General features: G+C 61.2%; 20 protein-coding genes. 8 read left to right on the top strand and 12 right to left on the bottom strand.

Features of this window, described 5'->3' with window-relative positions; genetic code table 11:
- Positions 1–60: 60 nt before the first annotated feature.
- Both ATH90_RS27835 and ATH90_RS27830 read right to left on the bottom strand, forming a co-directional pair.
- Positions 61–1341 (bottom strand): MFS transporter, encoded by a 1281-nt coding sequence (locus ATH90_RS27835; RefSeq protein ID WP_234010366.1) that lies wholly within the window; start codon positions 1339–1341, stop codon positions 61–63.
- Positions 1342–1358: 17 nt separating this feature from the next.
- Positions 1359–1619: an accessory factor UbiK family protein gene (locus ATH90_RS27830; protein WP_098467569.1), complete on the bottom strand. Its 261-nt coding sequence runs from the start codon at positions 1617–1619 to the stop codon at positions 1359–1361.
- Between the two features lie 422 nt (positions 1620–2041).
- Here ATH90_RS27830 and glnK point away from each other — a divergent pair, with 422 nt between their 5' ends.
- The 4 genes from glnK to sutA all read left to right on the top strand — a co-directional run bounded on the left by glnK (position 2042) and on the right by sutA (position 4819).
- A complete protein-coding gene (gene glnK, locus ATH90_RS27825; protein WP_002555808.1) occupies positions 2042–2380 on the top strand; it encodes a P-II family nitrogen regulator in 339 nt (112 codons plus the stop codon).
- Positions 2381–2414: 34 nt separating this feature from the next.
- Positions 2415–3752 carry an ammonium transporter gene (locus ATH90_RS27820; protein WP_034110242.1) on the top strand — a complete coding sequence of 446 codons (1338 nt, stop codon included), beginning with the start codon at positions 2415–2417 and terminating at the stop codon, positions 3750–3752.
- A gap of 211 nt (positions 3753–3963) precedes the next feature.
- Entirely contained in the window at positions 3964–4389 is a 426-nt protein-coding gene (locus ATH90_RS27815; protein WP_034110241.1) for a secondary thiamine-phosphate synthase enzyme YjbQ, read from the top strand.
- Between the two features lie 103 nt (positions 4390–4492).
- On the top strand, positions 4493–4819 hold the full coding sequence (gene sutA, locus ATH90_RS27810) for a transcriptional regulator SutA (RefSeq protein WP_015886504.1): 327 nt from the start codon (positions 4493–4495) through the stop codon (positions 4817–4819).
- A 129-nt stretch (positions 4820–4948) separates the two neighbouring features.
- On the opposite strand, the gene ATH90_RS27805 is transcribed toward sutA, so the two are convergent.
- The 6 genes from ATH90_RS27805 to lptM are packed head-to-tail and all read right to left on the bottom strand — an operon-like array spanning position 4949 to position 9534.
- A complete protein-coding gene (locus tag ATH90_RS27805) occupies positions 4949–5644 on the bottom strand; it encodes an HAD family hydrolase (RefSeq protein WP_098467568.1) in 696 nt (231 codons plus the stop codon).
- Positions 5641–6540, bottom strand: a complete 900-nt coding sequence (gene xerC, locus ATH90_RS27800) for a tyrosine recombinase XerC (RefSeq protein ID WP_034110237.1) — start codon at positions 6538–6540, stop codon at positions 5641–5643. The genes ATH90_RS27805 and xerC overlap by 4 nt, the downstream gene beginning before the upstream one ends.
- 2 nt (positions 6541–6542) lie before the next feature.
- Positions 6543–7259 carry a DUF484 family protein gene (locus ATH90_RS27795; protein ID WP_034110236.1) on the bottom strand — a complete coding sequence of 239 codons (717 nt, stop codon included), beginning with the start codon at positions 7257–7259 and terminating at the stop codon, positions 6543–6545.
- A gap of 13 nt (positions 7260–7272) precedes the next feature.
- Positions 7273–8103, bottom strand: coding sequence for a diaminopimelate epimerase (dapF, locus tag ATH90_RS27790; protein ID WP_034110235.1), 831 nt, complete (start codon positions 8101–8103; stop codon positions 7273–7275).
- A 3-nt stretch (positions 8104–8106) separates the two neighbouring features.
- A complete protein-coding gene (gene lysA / locus ATH90_RS27785) occupies positions 8107–9354 on the bottom strand; it encodes a diaminopimelate decarboxylase (protein ID WP_034110234.1) in 1248 nt (415 codons plus the stop codon).
- A gap of 9 nt (positions 9355–9363) precedes the next feature.
- A complete protein-coding gene (lptM, locus tag ATH90_RS27780) occupies positions 9364–9534 on the bottom strand; it encodes an LPS translocon maturation chaperone LptM (protein WP_034110232.1) in 171 nt (56 codons plus the stop codon).
- A gap of 238 nt (positions 9535–9772) precedes the next feature.
- Here lptM and cyaY point away from each other — a divergent pair, with 238 nt between their 5' ends.
- The 3 genes from cyaY to rnk all read left to right on the top strand — a co-directional run bounded on the left by cyaY (position 9773) and on the right by rnk (position 10871).
- Entirely contained in the window at positions 9773–10105 is a 333-nt protein-coding gene (cyaY, locus tag ATH90_RS27775; protein WP_034110230.1) for an iron donor protein CyaY, read from the top strand.
- Positions 10106–10107: 2 nt separating this feature from the next.
- Complete coding sequence (locus tag ATH90_RS27770; RefSeq protein ID WP_098467726.1) at positions 10108–10326, top strand: DUF1289 domain-containing protein; 219 nt, start codon at positions 10108–10110, stop codon at positions 10324–10326.
- A gap of 131 nt (positions 10327–10457) precedes the next feature.
- Entirely contained in the window at positions 10458–10871 is a 414-nt protein-coding gene (gene rnk / locus ATH90_RS27765) for a nucleoside diphosphate kinase regulator (RefSeq protein WP_010207444.1), read from the top strand.
- On the opposite strand, the gene ATH90_RS27760 is transcribed toward rnk, so the two are convergent.
- From ATH90_RS27760 to ATH90_RS27750, 3 genes are all read right to left on the bottom strand, one after another.
- Positions 10868–13708, bottom strand: a complete 2841-nt coding sequence (locus ATH90_RS27760) for a class I adenylate cyclase (RefSeq protein ID WP_098467567.1) — start codon at positions 13706–13708, stop codon at positions 10868–10870. The two genes, rnk and ATH90_RS27760, sit on opposite strands and share 4 nt — an antisense overlap.
- 168 nt (positions 13709–13876) lie before the next feature.
- Positions 13877–14131, bottom strand: a complete 255-nt coding sequence (locus ATH90_RS27755; protein ID WP_025857453.1) for a TIGR02647 family protein — start codon at positions 14129–14131, stop codon at positions 13877–13879.
- Between the two features lie 96 nt (positions 14132–14227).
- Entirely contained in the window at positions 14228–14512 is a 285-nt protein-coding gene (locus ATH90_RS27750; RefSeq protein WP_034110227.1) for a hypothetical protein, read from the bottom strand.
- 125 nt (positions 14513–14637) lie between these two features.
- Between ATH90_RS27750 and ATH90_RS27745 the strand changes: the two genes are divergently transcribed.
- Positions 14638–15297: a glutathione S-transferase family protein gene (locus ATH90_RS27745; RefSeq protein WP_034110226.1), complete on the top strand. Its 660-nt coding sequence runs from the start codon at positions 14638–14640 to the stop codon at positions 15295–15297.
- Positions 15298–15439: 142 nt separating this feature from the next.
- Here ATH90_RS27745 and argH read toward each other — a convergent pair whose 3' ends face one another.
- The gene (gene argH / locus ATH90_RS27740) at positions 15440–16834 is read right to left on the bottom strand and encodes an argininosuccinate lyase (RefSeq protein ID WP_098467725.1); all 1395 of its coding nucleotides are present in this window, start codon (positions 16832–16834) and stop codon (positions 15440–15442) included.
- Positions 16835–17178 lie beyond the last annotated feature (344 nt).

Genomic DNA, 17178 nt, shown 5'->3' with positions numbered 1-17178 from the left:
GGTTTTTTAAAGGTAGTCGAGGGATTGCAGGCGCAACGGTTCAGACTTTTACAGGACGTATCAACGTGCAAAGGCGTCGGGGTACTTATCCAGGTAGGCACCGTTGAGTTGCGTGTCGGGTGCACGCATGAATGCGCGGAAGTCCGGGATCAGGAACACCAGCAACGACAACCCCAGCACCATTGCACCCAGGGACGTCATGGTGAGTGCGACGCCGAGCTGTGTAATCAGCCCACTCATGGCGAAACTGCCGAGCGGGCTGGCGGCGGCCGACAGGAATGACACGGTGGCGAAGATTCGATTGCGATGCTGCTTGGGGGTGGCAAGCAACCTGACGGCAGAGGTCGGAATGTTGATCAGCATCAGGCCTACCCCACCGCAGAAAAACGCCAGCGGTACGGCAACCATTGATGAGAGCGTGCCGGCCAGCCACATATTGCCCCCCAACAGTGCAAAGCCCGCCGCGACACAGAAGTCGCGGGGCACGCGTTCGGTCAGCCAGCCGGTGATTTTGTAGCTGCCTGCCAGGATGCCCAGGCCGAAACAGGCGTCCAGCAGGCCGAGGTAGGTGACCGGGTAGTGGATGATCGTTTTGACGTAGAGGGGCAGCAGGATGGTAAAGAACGGAAACAGGGCAAAGTTGACGAGCATCGCCACGAGGGCAAGGTAGAACTCGACCTTGACGCCGTAAACGGCCTTGAATCCCGAGTACATCATGCGCAAGCCGGTGGCTGACGGAGCATGTTCACCTGGGGCGCTGGCACCGAGGTGAAGTGGAATCGATGCAATCAACATTGCTGCGCCAAGCATCGCGAAGAAGTCGATGGTCAACGCCAGCGTGGTGCCGAAGCTGAAAATCAAGGCGCTGGCCAGGATCGGTCCGAGCAAATTGGATATGGACGAGAGCATGCTTTTGGTGCGAACGGCCAGTGAGACCTGATCGTCGCGTGCAAACAACGGAATAATCGAGGATTGCAGCGGGTCGCGTACGCCCGCGACGGCACTGCTGAGCAGCATCAGGGCGCCAACGCTCCATGGGTTGAACAGTTGCGTAGCGGACAGGACAACCATCAACAGCGTGGTCACCAGACTGGTGAGGGAGGCCACCCTGAGGATCAGAACCTTGTTGTACTTGTCACCCAGCCAGCCTAGCAGGGGGCGGGCCAGCACCTGCGCCGCGATGGCGCAGGCGATCATGTTGGCGAAGGCGAGCGCAGAACCGGTTTGCTGCAAGGTCCACCAGGCTACGGCCAGCTGGTTGCAGCGGCCACCGAGCACCACCAGCAAAAAGCTGAACTGTATTTTCAGCAGGCGCCGGTCAAGGTCCGGCAAGTACCCCACGGACCGCTTGATGTCGGTTATTCGGTCGGCGGGTTCAACCGCGCTTCGAGCTCAGCGACTTTTGCTTCGAGGCTTTCCAGCCGTGCACGTGTGCGGGCCAGCACGACCATCTGGCTGTCGAATTCTTCCCGGCTTACCAGGTCGAGCTTGCTGAAACCACTTTGCAGCAATGCCTTGAATTGGCTTTCGATTTCATTGCGGGGCAGGGGCGCGTCACCGCTGAACAGGCGTGAGGCATGGCCGCTCAGGGCGTCGAGGAGGTCTTTGGGCGCAAGCATGGGGAATATTCCGGAAAACTGTTGGCCGGCAGTGTATCACGCAGCGTCTATAGTCCTTTTCATGTCCTTGTGCGCACGGTTTTCGCGCAGCGGGTCGGGCGGGCGCGCACTGTTTTTGTGCGCATTGATGCCACCTGAAAGCCCCGTAGGTGGGGATAAGTGGGCAAAGGACTGATTTCAGTGATTTTTACGGAGCTGGCAAGGTTTCTGCTTAGACGATCATGACCCATGCACTGATGCAGTCGCTGTGACGAATGCAGTGCGCCGACGGATCAGGGGTACAGGTTTCGTCACCAGTGGTTCGCTGGCGTCGCAAAGGCAAATGCCGAGGCGACGACGCGTTACAAAGCCAGGCACTGCGCTTAGACTTGAGACGGGTTTGTTTTCCTGGGGCAAGTCCACCAATTCGGGAGAGAGTTTTCATGAAGCTAGTCACTGCCATCATCAAGCCGTTCAAGTTGGACGATGTACGCGAGTCGTTGTCCGAGATCGGCGTGCAGGGCATTACCGTTACTGAGGTCAAAGGCTTCGGTCGGCAGAAGGGTCACACCGAGCTGTATCGTGGCGCGGAATACGTGGTCGATTTCCTGCCGAAGGTGAAGATTGATGTCGCCATTGACGACAAGGATCTTGACCGGGTTATCGAGGCGATAACCAAGGCCGCCAACACCGGCAAGATCGGTGACGGCAAGATCTTCGTGGTCAATCTGGAACAGGCTATTCGCATCCGTACCGGCGAAACCGATACCGACGCAATCTAAGCCGCCAAACCCCAACGCCCCAGGAGAAAACAATATGACTCTGCGTAAATTCGCAGGGCTCGGAGCCCTGTTGTCCATCGTAATGCCAAGCCTGGCCATGGCGGCAGACGAAGTGGCTGCTCCAGTCCTCAATTCCGGCGACACCGCATGGATGCTCACATCCACTGCGTTGGTGCTGTTCATGACCATTCCAGGCCTGGCGCTGTTCTACGGCGGCATGGTGCGCTCCAAAAACATTCTTTCCGTGATGATGCAGTGCTTCGCCATTACTGGCCTGATCAGCGTGTTGTGGGTCATCTATGGCTACAGCATCGCGTTCGATACGACCGGGATGGAGCAGGGTGTCGTCAACTTCAACTCCTTCTTCGGCGGCATGGGCAAGGCGTTCCTGGCGGGCGTTACCCCGGCCAGCATCACCGGGCCGGCAGCGTTGTTCCCGGAAGCGGTGTTCATCACCTTCCAGATGACCTTCGCCATCATCACCCCGGCGCTGATCGTCGGTGCCTTCGCTGAGCGTATGAAGTTCTCTGCGATGCTGATCTTCATGGCCATCTGGTTCACCTTGGTCTATGCGCCGATCGCGCACATGGTCTGGAGCGGCAACGGTGGCCTGCTGTGGGACTGGGGCGTGCTGGACTTCGCTGGCGGCACCGTGGTGCACATCAACGCCGGTGTGGCTGGCCTGGTGGCGTGCATCGTGCTCGGCAAGCGCAAAGGCTTCCCGACTACCCCGATGGCACCGCACAACCTGGGTTACACCCTGATCGGCGCCGCCATGCTGTGGGTGGGTTGGTTCGGCTTCAACGCCGGTTCCGCTGCTGCGGCCAACGGCACTGCCGGCATGGCGATGCTGGTCACTCAGATCGCTACCGCTGCGGCGGCGCTGGGCTGGATGTTCGCCGAGTGGATCACCCATGGTAAGCCAAGCGCACTGGGCATCGCCTCGGGTGTGGTAGCCGGCCTGGTAGCCATCACCCCAGCCGCTGGCACCGTGGGCCCAATGGGCGCCCTGGTGATCGGCCTGGTTGCCGGTGTGATCTGCTTCTTCTGCGCCACCAGCCTCAAGCGCAAGCTGGGCTACGACGACTCCCTGGACGCGTTCGGCGTGCACGGTATCGGCGGTATTGTCGGTGCGATCCTCACCGGTGTGTTCGCAGCCCCTGCACTGGGCGGCTTCGGCACCGTGACTGACGTGGCGGCACAAGTCTGGATCCAGGCCAAGGGCGTCGGCTTTACTGTGATCTACACGGCTATCGTGACCTTCATCATCCTCAAGGTGCTGGATGCGGTCATGGGCCTGCGGGTGACCGAAGAAGAAGAGGCCGTCGGCCTCGACCTGGCGCAACACAACGAGCGCGGCTACAACTTGTAAGTACGCGAAAAAAAGATGCCCGGCTTGCCGGGCATTTTTTTGCCTGGCGTTTGTCAGTCATAACAAGCTGTGTCGGTTTTTGCGCTCAGTTTGTAATGGGACGCACCTGGCACTTTTCCGCCTGCCAATGTCTTACAGGCATGTAGGCGTATTCGGCACTTTGTTTTTTCCCAGAGCGCGCTAGAATGCGCGCCGATGGGCGGAGAACTCTATGTGGCAACAGACCCTGATTACCCTGCGGGCCAAGCCCCGGGGCTTTCACCTGGTGACCGAGGAGTTGCTGGCCGGCTTGCCTGAATTGAAGGCCTGTCGCGTGGGCCTGTTGCATTTGTGGCTGCAGCACACCTCGGCCTCGTTGACCGTCAACGAGAATGCCGACCCGGCGGTTCGCCGTGACTTCGAGCGTTATTTCAACTCGCTGGTGCCGCAAGGCCGCGCAGGGTTCGAACATAACGACGAAGGTCCGGATGACCTGCCGGCGCACTTCAAGGCCAGTCTCCTGGGCTGCCAGCTGAGTTTGCCGGTGAAGGCCGGCCGCTTGGCGATGGGGACCTGGCAAGGTGTTTATCTGGGCGAGCACCGTGATCATGGCGGTGCTCGTAAAGTCCTCGCCACCTTGCACGGTGATGGGGCATAAGCCACTGGTTATCCAGTGGATGTTGATTTTTTTCCGGCAACCGTCGACAGAGGGTGAAGCTGGGCTATAACTAATCTGCTTTTCGCAAGTCATGAGGTAGAACATGAGCGACGATGATCTGGAAAACGACGAACTGGAAGTAGGTGACGAAGACGACACCGAAGAAGGTCTTGAAGCGGCGGCGGAAGACGTTGCTGACGACGACGGTGGCGATGATGCACCGGTTCCGGCTGCCAAGGGCAAAGCCAAGGCGGCTGTGTCGGTAGATGAATTGCCGAGCGTTGAGGCCAAGAACAAAGAGCGTGATGCCCTGGCCCGTGCGATGGAAGAGTTCCTCGCTAAAGGCGGCAAAGTGCAGGAAGTCGAGGCTAATGTGGTCGCAGACCCACCGAAGAAGCCGGACAACAAGTACGGCAGCCGACCTATCTGAGGTCAGTCACCTGCTTGTAGGAAAAGCCCGCCGTCGCTGCGGGCTTTTTCATGCCTGAAACAAATTCTCAAGCTTCACCCCATATCAACGTGGGAGCGGGCTTGATCCCACTTATTTTGATCTTCGGCGTCACTGCCAGCTCTGCAGCAAGGGCGGCAACTCGTTCAGGCTACGGATCTCTGCATCCGGGCGTTTGTGCCCTTCCCACACCTTGCCCGTCGGGTTGAACCACACTGCCCGCAGCCCCGCCTGCTGCGCCCCGGCGATGTCATCCCCGGGATGATCGCCAATATGCACCGCCGCACTGGCATCCACGCCACCACGCTGCAACGCCTCCTGAAACAACCGCGCATCCGGCTTGGCGATGCCGATATCTTCAGCGCGCAAGGCAAAGTGAAAGTAATCCGCCAGGCCTACGCGCTGCACATCGGCATTGCCGTTGGTGATCACCCCCAGCAAAAAGTGCTGGCGCAGGGCTCGCAGCATCGGCTCGGCTTCCGGGAATATCGTGAGCTGGTGACGTGCATGGATGAACGCCTCGAAACACACATCCGCCATTTGCGTGGCTTGCGGCTGTGGGTAACCGGCTTCTTCAAACGCCTGCATCAACACCCGGTGGCGCAGGATGCTGATGCGGTGTTTGAGCTCGGGATGCCGTTGCAGCACTTGCTGACGCAGGCTGGCGAAATGCTCCAAGGGCAGATCGCCTACCTTGGTTGCATGGGTGGCCAGCCATTCGCGCATCGACGCTTCGGCGTTGATGATGACGGGTACGTTGTCCCAGAGCGTGTCGTCCAGGTCGAAGGTGATCAGCTTGATACTCATGAGTCGCCGCCCTTGATGCGTTTGGCCCGTGGATGGGCGCTGTCGTACACCGTTGCCAGGTGTTGGAAGTCCAGGTGGGTGTAGATCTGTGTGGTCTTGATGTCGGAGTGGCCGAGCAGCTCTTGAACCGCGCGCAGGTCCTGGGACGACTCCAGCATATGGCTGGCAAAAGAGTGCCGCAGCATGTGGGGATGCAGGTTCTGCCCCAGCTCGCGCTCGCCGGCGGCTTTCACCCGCACCTGAATCGCCCGGGGCCCCAGGCGTCGGCCTTGCTGGCTGACAAACACCGCGTCATCGGCCGGGTTGGTCAGCAGGCGCAGCGGTAGCCATAACTGCAGGGCTTCGCGCGCTTTGCGGCCCACCGGCAGGACGCGGGTCTTGCTGCCCTTGCCGAGTACCTGCACCAGGCCGTCCGCCAGGTCCAGTTGATCGAGGTTCAGGCCGGTCAGCTCCGACAAACGCAACCCTGATGAGTAGAACAGCTCCAGGATCGCCTGGTCGCGATGGGCCAGGAAGTCGTCCTCGACGGCGCCATCCAGCAATTGCAAGGCACGGTCGGTGTCCAGGGTCTTGGGCAGGCGTCGCTCACCCTTGGGCGGCGACAGGCCGTTGGCCGGGTCGTGATCGCACAGGCCTTCACGGTTCAGGTAGTGATAGAGCCCGCGAACCGCCGAGAGCAGGCGCGACAGGCTGCGCGAGGATTGCCCTGCCTGGTGCAGCCGTGCGATCAGGCTGCGCAGGCTCTGGATATCCAGGGCCTTCCAGCTGCTGATCCGTTGTTTCTCGCAATACGCCAGGACCTTGTTCAGGTCCCGCCGGTAGGCTTCCAGCGTGTGGGGCGACACCTGGCGCTCGTTGCGCAGGTGAGCGCAGTAAGCGTCCAGTTGCCGTTCCATGGCTAGCGCACCGCGCGCAGGGCGGTGGTGAAGCGCGGCAGGACGCGGCCCAGCACTTCGGCGATGTAGGTCAAGAACAGGGTGCCGACTGAACTCTTGTAGTGCTGAGGATCGCGGCTGGCGATCGCCAACACGCCGTGCAGGCCTTGATGGCTGAGGGCGACCACGGCGGTGGAGCCGATCTGTTTGCGCTGCTCGGCACCAAACAGGAAGTCCAGCTCATGCTCACGCAACGTGCCGCTGATGGTCTTGCCTTCGGACAGCAGCCCGCCGATGGCGGTTTGGGCGTCGCTACCACTGACCCAGCGGCCCACCGGCATCGGGTTGTCACTGAACAGGATCAGGCTCACGAACGGCACCTGGAAGTCCTGGCGCAGGCTGTCTTCCACGGCGATCACCGTTTCTTCCAGGCTGGTCGCGTCCATCAGGGTCAGGATCAGGCGGCGGGTCTTGTCGAACAGGCGATCATTGTCGCGGGCGACGTCCATCAGGTGCGAAAGCTTGTGGCGCATTTCGATATTGCGCTCGCGCAGGATTTTCATCTGCCGCTCCACCAGCGATACGGTATCACCCCGCTGGTGGGGAATACGCAGGGCTGGCAGCAACTCTTCGTGCTCGACGAAGAAGTCCGGGTTAGCCTCAAGGTACGCCGCGACGGTAGCGGCCTCCAGGCTGTCGCTCGGGGTTGCTTGTGCGGGTACTTGAGGCTTATCGGTCATTGGCTTGACTCACTCATAGACGGACCTGTCCTTCGTATACGCGCGAGGCCGGCCCGGTCATCATCACCGGGTGGCCAGGGCCTGCCCACTCGATGGACAAGCGTCCGCCGGGCAGGTCGATCAGCAGTGGCGAATCCATCCACCCCTGGCTGATCGCGGCCACGGCCGCGGCGCAAGCACCGGTGCCGCAGGCCTGGGTTTCGCCGGCGCCGCGTTCCCACACACGCAATTGCGCGCGGGAACGGTCGATCACCTGCAGGAAGCCCACGTTGACCCGTGCCGGAAAGCGCGGGTGGTGTTCGATCTTTGGCCCCAATTCATGCACGGGCGCGTTGTTGATGTCGTTGACCCGCAGCACCGCATGGGGGTTGCCCATGGACACGGCTGCGATGTCGACGGTCTTGCCGTCAACCTCCAGCGCATAGCTGGCGGCCTGCTCGGAGGCCTGGAACGGAATGTCCGCAGGCACCAGGCGTGGCTCGCCCATGTTGACCCTGATCTGGCCGTCGCTGCGGATATCGAGCTCGATGACGCCGCTTTTGGTCTCGACGCGAATCTGCCGCTTGGCGGTCAGGCGCTTGTCCAGCACAAAGCGTGCGAAGCAGCGCGCGCCGTTGCCGCACTGTTCCACTTCGGACCCGTCGGAGTTGAAGATCCGGTAACGGAAATCCACCTCTGGGTTGCTCGGCGCCTCGACGATCAGCAATTGGTCGAAACCAATGCCGGTGTGACGGTCGCCCCACTGTTTAGCGTGTTTGGGCAGGATATGCGCGTGCTGGCTGACCAGGTCGAGGACCATGAAATCGTTGCCCAGCCCGTGCATCTTGGTAAAACGCAGCAGCATGGCTTACTCCGGCAGCAGGCTTTCGCCGGCATACAACTCGGCTACCGTCTCGCGGCGACGCACTTCAAACGCTTGATCACCGTCCACCAGCACCTCGGCGGTACGCCCGCGGGTGTTGTAGTTGGAACTCATGACAAACCCGTAGGCACCGGCCGAATGCACGGCCAGCAGATCGCCTTCTTCCAGTGCCAACTGACGATCCTTGGCCAGGAAGTCGCCGGTCTCGCAGATCGGGCCAACGATGTCATAGGCGCGGGCTTCGCTGTCGCGAGGTGTCACGGCGGTGACATTCATCCAGGCCTGGTACAGCGCCGGGCGGATCAGGTCGTTCATCGCCGCGTCGACGATGGCGAAATCCTTGTGCTCGGTGTGCTTGAGGTACTCGACCTGGGTCAGCAGCACGCCCGCGTTGGCGACGATATAACGGCCCGGCTCGAACATCAGCGTCAGGTCGCGGCCTTCGATGCGCTCGCGCACGGCTTGGATGTAGTCCGCAATCAGCGGCGGCTCTTCATCGCGGTAACGTACGCCCACGCCGCCGCCCAGATCGATGTGGTGCAGGTAGATGCCGCATTCGCCGAGGCGATCGATCAGCGCCAACAGGCGATCGAGCGCATCCAGGAACGGTGGCAGGCTGGTCAGTTGCGAGCCGATATGGCAGTCGACGCCCAGCACTTCCAGGTTCGGCAGTTGTGCTGCGCGGATGTACACATCTTCGGCGTCGGCGATGGCGATGCCGAACTTGTTCTCTTTGAGACCGGTGGAAATGTACGGGTGGGTACCGGCGTCGACGTCCGGGTTGACGCGCAGGGAGATCGGCGCGCGAACGCCCATCTCGGCGGCCACGACTTGCAGGCGCTCGAGTTCGTCGGTGGATTCGATGTTGAAGCAATGCACGCCGACTTCCAGGGCGCGGCGCATGTCTTCGCGGGTCTTGCCCACGCCGGAGAAGACGATCTTGTCAGCCTTGCCGCCGGCAGCCAGTACACGTTCCAGCTCGCCACGGGAGACGATGTCAAAACCAGCGCCCAGGCGCGCCAGGACATTCAGTACACCCAGGTTGGAGTTGGCCTTGACCGCGTAACACACCAGGTGCGGCACGCCATCGAGCGCGTCGGTGAACGAGCGATACTGGGCTTCGATATGCGCACGGGAATACACATAGGTCGGGGTGCCAAAGCGCTCGGCAATCGCGGACAACGCCACGCCTTCCGCGAACAGCTCGCCGTCCCGGTAGTTAAAAGCGTCCATGGAGTTCCCTTATTCGTAGGTGTCGTGCTTATGCGCTTTGGCTGGTTTTTGCGACGATTGAGCCTGTTCATTCGGGTCTTTGCTGTCATCGGGCAGGTACAGCGGGCCTTTTTGACCACAGGCACTAACGAGGCAAGCGACCGCGACGAGCGCAGCAAGGGAAGAGATCAGGCGCTTCATGGCGAAATCCTTGAATATGCATTAATTGCGCCCGAGTATACCGACCACCCGCCAGCTTGCCTATGCGCTGGAATACCCGTCCGGCGGGGGTTTGCCGAGACAGTTGGGAAGCGGACTACGCTGGTTGAGGATATTTCACGCCGTCAATCGTGTTGAAATCGGTATCCTTTGCAATCGGCGGGGCTCGCCCGTATCGTGCGGCGCTTGAGCAAAACCAGACACTTTTGAGGTTGCCACAATGAGTTTGACCGAAGCCCGTTTTCACGACCTGGTGGATTCGACCCAGCAGGCGCTGGAAGATATTTTCGACGACAGCGGCCTGGACGTGGACCTGGAAAACTCGGCCGGCGTGCTGACCGTCAAGTTCGAGAACGGCACCCAACTGATCTTCAGTCGCCAGGAGCCGTTGCGTCAGTTGTGGCTGGCTGCACGTTCGGGCGGTATCCACTTCGACTACGACGAAGAAAGCGGCAAGTGGCAATGCGACAAAAGCGAAGAGCTGCTGGGTGAAATACTGGCGCGCCTGGTCCTGGAACAAGCCGGCGTCGAGCTGGACTTCGACGAGATTTGACCGTGACCCAGCCTGTCGCCGTACGTCCGCCGAAACCGCTGTTCAGTAATGTCAGCCCGGCGGTGCCGTCACCTTGTATCAGTTTGTGTCGCCTGGACGAGCAGAAGGTCTGCCTCGGGTGCTTTCGCCACGTGGAAGATATCCGTGAATGGCGCTCCGCCGACGATGCCCGGCGCCGAGTGATCTGTGCCGAGGCCGAGCAGCGTCGGGCCAACGCCTGAGGCCGTCTTGTTTATTTGTGACGCTGTGGTAGTGTCCGGGTACGCCTCAACTCATCGAGGCCCGTGAGAACCCCGCCTTTTCCTGGCGGGGTTTTGCTTTTTTGTGCAGAAAAAAGGAGTCTGCCTGAATCATGACCACCGCACCGTCCATCATCCTCACCCGTCTTGACGTGCAGCGTCTGGAGCAACTGATCGACCGCCTGGGCGACGAATCTCCCGGCGTCGAAGCGTTGCAAGCCGAACTCGACCGCGCCGAAGACGTGGTTGGTCACGATGAAGTGCCTGCGGGTGTCGTGACCATGAACTCCAGCGTGCATTGCCGTGAGCAAGGCAGCGGCAAGGACTACCACCTGACCCTGGTCTATCCGAAAGACGCGAACGCCGACGAAGGCAAGATCTCGATCCTGGCGCCGGTAGGCAGCGCCCTGCTGGGCCTGCAAGTGGGCCAGCATATCGACTGGCCGGCACCCGGCGGCAAGACCCTCAAGCTGGAGTTGCTCAGCGTGGAAGGCCAGCCCAAGGACGGCGGTGCCTTCCCTCTTTAAATCTGGCTCAGTGCCTCGTTAAGCGACAGCTCAAGTTCGGCCTTGTAACGCAGGTACAGGTTGCTTGGGCTTTGCACATCGCCGAGCAGGCCGGAGAGGTCGAGGTCGGTGATGTAGCAGCGGTAACGTTCGACTTCCCGGCGTTGCCCGACGATTTCCTGGGCGACCACTGCAAACAGCTGGTCGCCAAACTCAAGCTCGGAAAACTCCCGCTGATTGCAATACAGGGTGATCCCCACCTGGCCCGGCGCTGCCTTGCCGATAATTGCCTGCACGTCATAAAACGGTTTGTTCGCCGGGTTCAACGGCGCAGGCCGCGGCTCGATGCCGCGCGCGCGACCACTGCCCGACGGCAATAGCTGGTAATACAGGATCTGCACTGCGCCCAGCGGCTCTTGCGGGTCCAGCGGCGACAGCGCGTCCCGGCGATAAATGATCGACTGCAAGAAGCGCTGCAAGGGCGCCAGCAGGCTCTGTTCATCATGGAACGGCAAGCGCTGCTGCCAGAGCGCGTTGAATTCATCCAGCACATACAGCTCGGCGAACCCTTCGTTGACCCGGTAGAACACCTGCACGCAGTCGGCCAGGCCCATCGGCAGCAGCAGTGCCAAGTCATGGTCCTCCAGGGCCATGGCGTCCAGGTGCAACGGGCTGTAGCTGGCCAGTTCTTCGCTGAGGTAGGCGATCAGCGCATCCTGGGTCGCCAGTGACACATGGGTGGCCTGGCCTGGCATCAGTTCCATGACGTGATAGTGCTGCTGCACCTGGAGCAAATAACGGTGGTTGCCCTGACCCAGCAGCAGGCTCTGCGCGGTGTCGAAGATTTCTTCCACACGCTGGGCAATGAATTGCGCACGGTTGTGACAGAAGCAGCGCACGCGCAGGCGTGGCAGGTGGTCTGGCGGCAACTGGTTGAGGTAGTCGCGCAAGCAGTCGAGCAGGGCGTGGGGGCCGTCGTAGCGGCTGACCATCACCTCGTTCCAGCTATTGAGCGTGACCTGGTCCAGGGTCAGCACCAGGTTGTCGCGCACACCGGCGTAACTCAGGGAGTCGGTGCGCTCGGTGGTCATCAGGATATTCAGGTCGCGGTGGTGCTTGAGGGGGTCGACGCCGACGTTGATCAGCAGCAACACCTCCTCGGGCACCGCCGAGCGCAGCAGGCGGATTTCATCAACGCTGGCCAGGGGCAGGGCGATGGTTTGTTGCAGGCTGCCCAGCAGGTTGAACAGCTCGAACTCAGTCATGTCGCTGGTGCCGGGGTGCAAGGCCAGGCGCGTGCTGCTGTCGATCACGCCGTTGCGATGGCACCAGGTGAGCATTTCCAGCAGATCGCGGCTGCGCTTGATCGGCGCGAAGTGCTCCCATTCCAGGGCCGTGAGGTTGCCGTTGTACAGCCCCCAGTGGTGCTGGCCCGGCTCCTTGCGGTTAGGCGATTGCACCAGGGTCAGGGTGTCTTCGGCCAGGTCCGGGGCAATGCCCGGGTTGATGAACTCGACTTTGCCGGCCTTGCGTTCGAACGCGGCGTACAGGCGTCGACCCAGCACATTGAGGTCGCGCTTGTTGATCAGGCTGACGGTCTGTTCGGTCCGTGCGAACTGGGTCAGGAAGCGATAACTGTAATTGAGCTCGCTGACCAGTGCCCGGCGCTCGGAGGCCACCTGGCGCACCTTCCATTGGCTACGGCTGTCCAGCAGCGCCAATTGGCGCTGGTCCCAGCCCCATTCGTGGGCCAGGCGCTCCAGTAGCAGCCTTTGCCAGCTGGTGGTGCGCTGGCCGGCACTGAGCTTGCGATTGACCTTCAGGTACAGCGCGCGCCGCACCAGTTCCAGGCGCTCGGGCTCGTTGCGGGCCTTGAGGTATTCCTCGATGCGGCGGTACACCACGATGTAAGGGTCCAGCTCGTCCAGGTCCATCTGGTTGGCGAATACCGCACGCTTGAAGCGCAGGCTCAGGCACTGCACGTTCGGGTGTTCGCTGGCGTAGACCTCGGTCAGCAGCAGCTTGAGCACCGATTTGTAGGGCGACTCGATGCCCTTGAACAGTTGCCACAGCCCGGCGCCGATGAATTCGCCCGGGGGGATGCGCGCCAAGTGGCCAAGGTCCAGGGTTTCATCGGCGCGGATAAAGCGCTTGGAAATCAGCGTGTGGGTGAATTCGGCATAGCGGGTCTCTTCATACACCGGCACCAGCCACCAGATCGGCGTACGCCCGGCCAGCCAGATGGCGGTGCGGTAGAACTCATCCAGCAGCAGGTAATGCTGGGTGGTGCCGCAATCATCGGAACTCAGTTGCGTGTCGCGCTCACCGAGCACAAAGCGTGTCGGTTCGATCAGGAAGAAGTGCGCCTCGGCGCCCATGGTCAGGGCCCAGGCTTCCAACAGCTGGCATTTCTTGCGCAGTTCGGCCAGCTCACTTTCAGTCAGGTCCGCGGCGTGGCAGACCCACACGTCCATATCGCTCTGATCGGCTTGGGCCAGGGTGCCGAGGCTGCCCATCAGGTACAGGCCGTGGATAGGCCGCGGCGGGTTGCCGTGGCGCGGCTTGTAGGAGAACGAGCGGGTCAGGCGCTGGGCTTCTGCCAGGGCCTGCGGGTCGGGCTCGAAATTCGACAGGCCTGCTGGTGTACTGCCCGATACATAGCCGGGCAGCAGCGGGTGGTTGACGTGGAAGAACAGCGGTAACAGGTTCAGCACGCTTTGCTGGCGCGGCGTCAGCCCCTCGACGGCCCGGGCCATACGGCCTTCGTTGAGGGCCATGAAACGCGCGCGCAATTGGGCCAGCACCTTGCGGTCGATGCCTTCGTCCAGGTCGGGGCGGATTTCATGGGTGCGGGTCATGTCGAGGTCGGTGGCTCGCAGGGCCCGACGTGGGCGGCCGTGTAGGAGTTTACAGCCAGTAGCGTAGGAGGTTTAGAGGGAAATGGATTTTGACGTCAGAATTTTCGCACATCCACAGCAACGCCCTCGGAATCCGCAAGGGGCGGACTCCATGGGCGGTATCAGGTGTCAGGCGGCTTCTTTGGTACTGGCAGTGGTCAGGATGGTCAGTAGGGTTTGGGCTTGCTCGGCAGCGTCCCGGCCAAGGCTGGTCAGGTAGCCCCCGTCCGGCTGGTCGATAAGCCCTTTCGCATGGAGGCGCTTGGCAGCGGCGATGGCAGTGGGCGCGGCGGTCTGGTGGACTTTCAGACCTTCCTGGGAGCTGCCCAGGTTGAAGAGTGCAAGGATTTCCAGTTCGGCAACCAACTCAGGGGTATACGACATAAGGACTCCAGACTTTCTAAGAATTTATTAGAGGCTAGCAGGCCATAAGGTGAACGCACTTTGCCGAACTGTCCAGCGTGTTACTGCACCCTGGGATTATTGCTTTTGCGCAGGCAGTTCCGGCAGGGCGCGCAGTGCAGTTTCATACCATTCGGTATTGAAGGCGCGGTCCTCTTCCAGCAATGCGTCGATTTCGACGGCGAGCACGTGGGCCATCATTTGCAAGATGTCTTCACGCTCGTAACCGACCAGTGTCAGCTTGTTGAAGGTCGCTTTGGCCGCTGGCGGGTTTTCGCTTTCGATCTGATTCTCGATTGCTTCGATCAGGGTGGTTTCGGTGAATTCTTCTTCGTCGTTGTCGATATCGGTCGGCTCGCTCATGGCAGGCTCCTTAAGGAAAGGGCGCCAGTCTACCCCCATTCAAGCGGGTGATGCTGCTGGTCAAGGCTAGCGCCGGGATCTATAACACTTGCAGCCAACCCCATTCCCGGCCTGGAGGCACAGTCATGCTCAAGCTCTACGGATTCTCAGTCAGTAACTACTACAACATGGTCAAGCTGGCGCTGCTGGAGAAAGGGCTGCCGTTCGAAGAGGTGCCCTTTTATGCCGGGCAAACCCCTGAAGCCCTGGCCGTGAGCCCGCGAGGCAAGGTGCCGGTGCTGGGCGTAAAGCAGGGTTTCATCAACGAAACCAGCGTGATCCTCGAATACATCGAGCATACCCAGGAGGGGCCGGCGCTGCTGCCGGCCGAGCCGTTCCAGCGCGCGCAGGTGCTGGCGCTGTGCCGGGAGATCGAGCTGTACATCGAATTGCCTGCCCGCGCATGTTTTGCCGAGGCGTTCTTTGGCATGCCGGTACCGGAAGCGATCAAGGAGAAATCCAAGGCCGAGTTGCTGTTGGGGTTCAGTTCGTTGGGCAGGCACGGGAAGTTCGCGCCGTTCGTGGCGGGGGAGAGCTTCACGATTGCCGATCTGTATTTCATGTACAGCGTGAACCTCGCCTGTGCGGTGGGCGAGAAGCTGTTTGGCCTGGATCTGCTGGCTGAGATGCCGGTGGCCAAGGCATTGCTGGAAAAGTTGCACGCCATGCCCAACGCTCAGAAAGTGGCGGCAGACAGGGAGGCGGCGATGCCGGCGTTCATGGCCATGATTGCGGCGAAGAAATAGTCACGACGGCCGCTGCTCGTAATAGGGGAGCGAGCTTGCTCGCGAAAGCGGTGGATCAGTCAACGCATTGGTGACTGAAATACGGCGTTCGCGAGCAAGCCCGCTCCCCCAGGTTTGACCGCGCTGCAGCTGAGCGCTGGGTCTAGCGGCTGGCGAGCAGTGCCTGGCCGCGTGCCACGGCAGCCTTCACCTGCGCCGGCGCAGTACCGCCCACGTGGTTACGCGCATTCACCGAGCCTTCCAGGGTCAGTACGGCAAACACATCCTGATCGATCTGATCGCTGAACTGACGCAGTTCTTCCAGGCTCATTTCCGCCAGGTCCTTGCCGGTGTCCACGCCATACTTCACCGCGTGGCCGACGATTTCGTGGCAGTCGCGAAACGGCAGGCCACGGCGTACCAGGTAGTCGGCCAGGTCCGTCGCGGTGGAGAACCCGCGCAGCGCCGCTTCACGCATGATCGCGTGCTTGGGCTTGATCGCCGGGATCATGTCGGCAAACGCGCGCAGCGAGTCGCGCAGGGTGTCGGCGGCGTCGAACAACGGCTCCTTATCTTCCTGGTTGTCCTTGTTGTAGGCCAGGGGTTGGCCTTTCATCAGGGTCAGCAGGCTCATCAGGGCGCCGAACACGCGGCCGCTCTTGCCACGTACCAACTCGGGCACGTCGGGGTTTTTCTTTTGCGGCATGATCGAGCTACCGGTGCAGAAGCGATCCGGCAGGTCGATGAACTGGAACTGCGCGCTGGTCCACAGCACCAGCTCTTCGGAGAAACGCGACAGGTGCATCATCGCGATGCTGGCAGCGGCGCAGAATTCGATGGCGAAGTCACGGTCCGACACACCATCCAGCGAGTTGCCGCCGACGGCATCGAAGCCCAGTAGTTGCGCGGTGTACTCGCGGTCGATCGGGTAAGTGGTACCGGCGAGCGCGGCGCTGCCCAATGGCATGCGGTTGGCGCGCTTGCGGCAATCCACCAGCCGCTCGTAGTCGCGGCTGAGCATTTCGAACCAGGCCAGCAGGTGGTGGCCGAAGGTCACCGGTTGCGCGGTCTGCAGGTGAGTGAAGCCCGGCATGATGGTGTCCGACTCACGCTCGGCCTGTTCCAGCAGGCCTTTCTGCAGGCGGGTGATTTCCGACAGGATCAGGTCGATCTCGTCACGCAGCCACAAGCGGATATCGGTGGCCACCTGGTCGTTGCGGCTGCGGCCGGTGTGCAGCTTCTTGCCGGTCACACCGATGCGGTCGGTGAGGCGGGCTTCGATGTTCATGTGCACGTCTTCCAGGTCGACACGCCAGTCGAACGTGCCGGCTTCGATCTCGCCACGGATGGTGGTCAGGCCGTCGATGATGCTGTCGCGCTCGGCATCGGTCAGCACGCCGACCTTGGCCAGCATCGTCGCGTGGGCGATGGAGCCCATGATGTCGTGGCGGTACAGGCGCTGGTCGAAGGTGACGGAGGCGGTGAAGCGGGCGACGAAGGCGTCGACGGGTTCACTGAAGCGGCCGCCCCAGGACTGGTTGGTCTTGTCGGTGCTCATGGATTCGCTCGTGATCTGCTTGATAAAAAGGCATGGAAGTGTGCCGGCGATGATAACAGGGTTGCCCGTGGAGGCGGTGCTGCGGGTCGTCGGCATTTTTATTTGTGCAAAGGATGGCTAAGTGCCTTGCCGCCGGCCGCGTCCGGTACGAGACTGGTGCAGGGCTTATTGAAACGATATTTGACGATTGAGCAATGCCGTCTCAGTGAGCGTCTACAGTTGGACTGATAGTGTGTGAATGCACCAAAGTCGGGTGATGCGGTCAGAGCCCAGACTATCCATTAAAAAAGGGGGGTATTCGGATTGTGTATCAGCAAACCCTACGACGATGCCCGAAGGCAGCA

The sequence above is a fragment of the Pseudomonas lurida genome (assembly GCF_002563895.1).
GTDB classification, from domain to species: Bacteria; Pseudomonadota; Gammaproteobacteria; order Pseudomonadales; family Pseudomonadaceae; genus Aquipseudomonas; species Aquipseudomonas lurida.
Note: the sequence above shows the minus strand (reverse complement) of the source record. Positions and strands in the feature narration are given on the sequence as shown.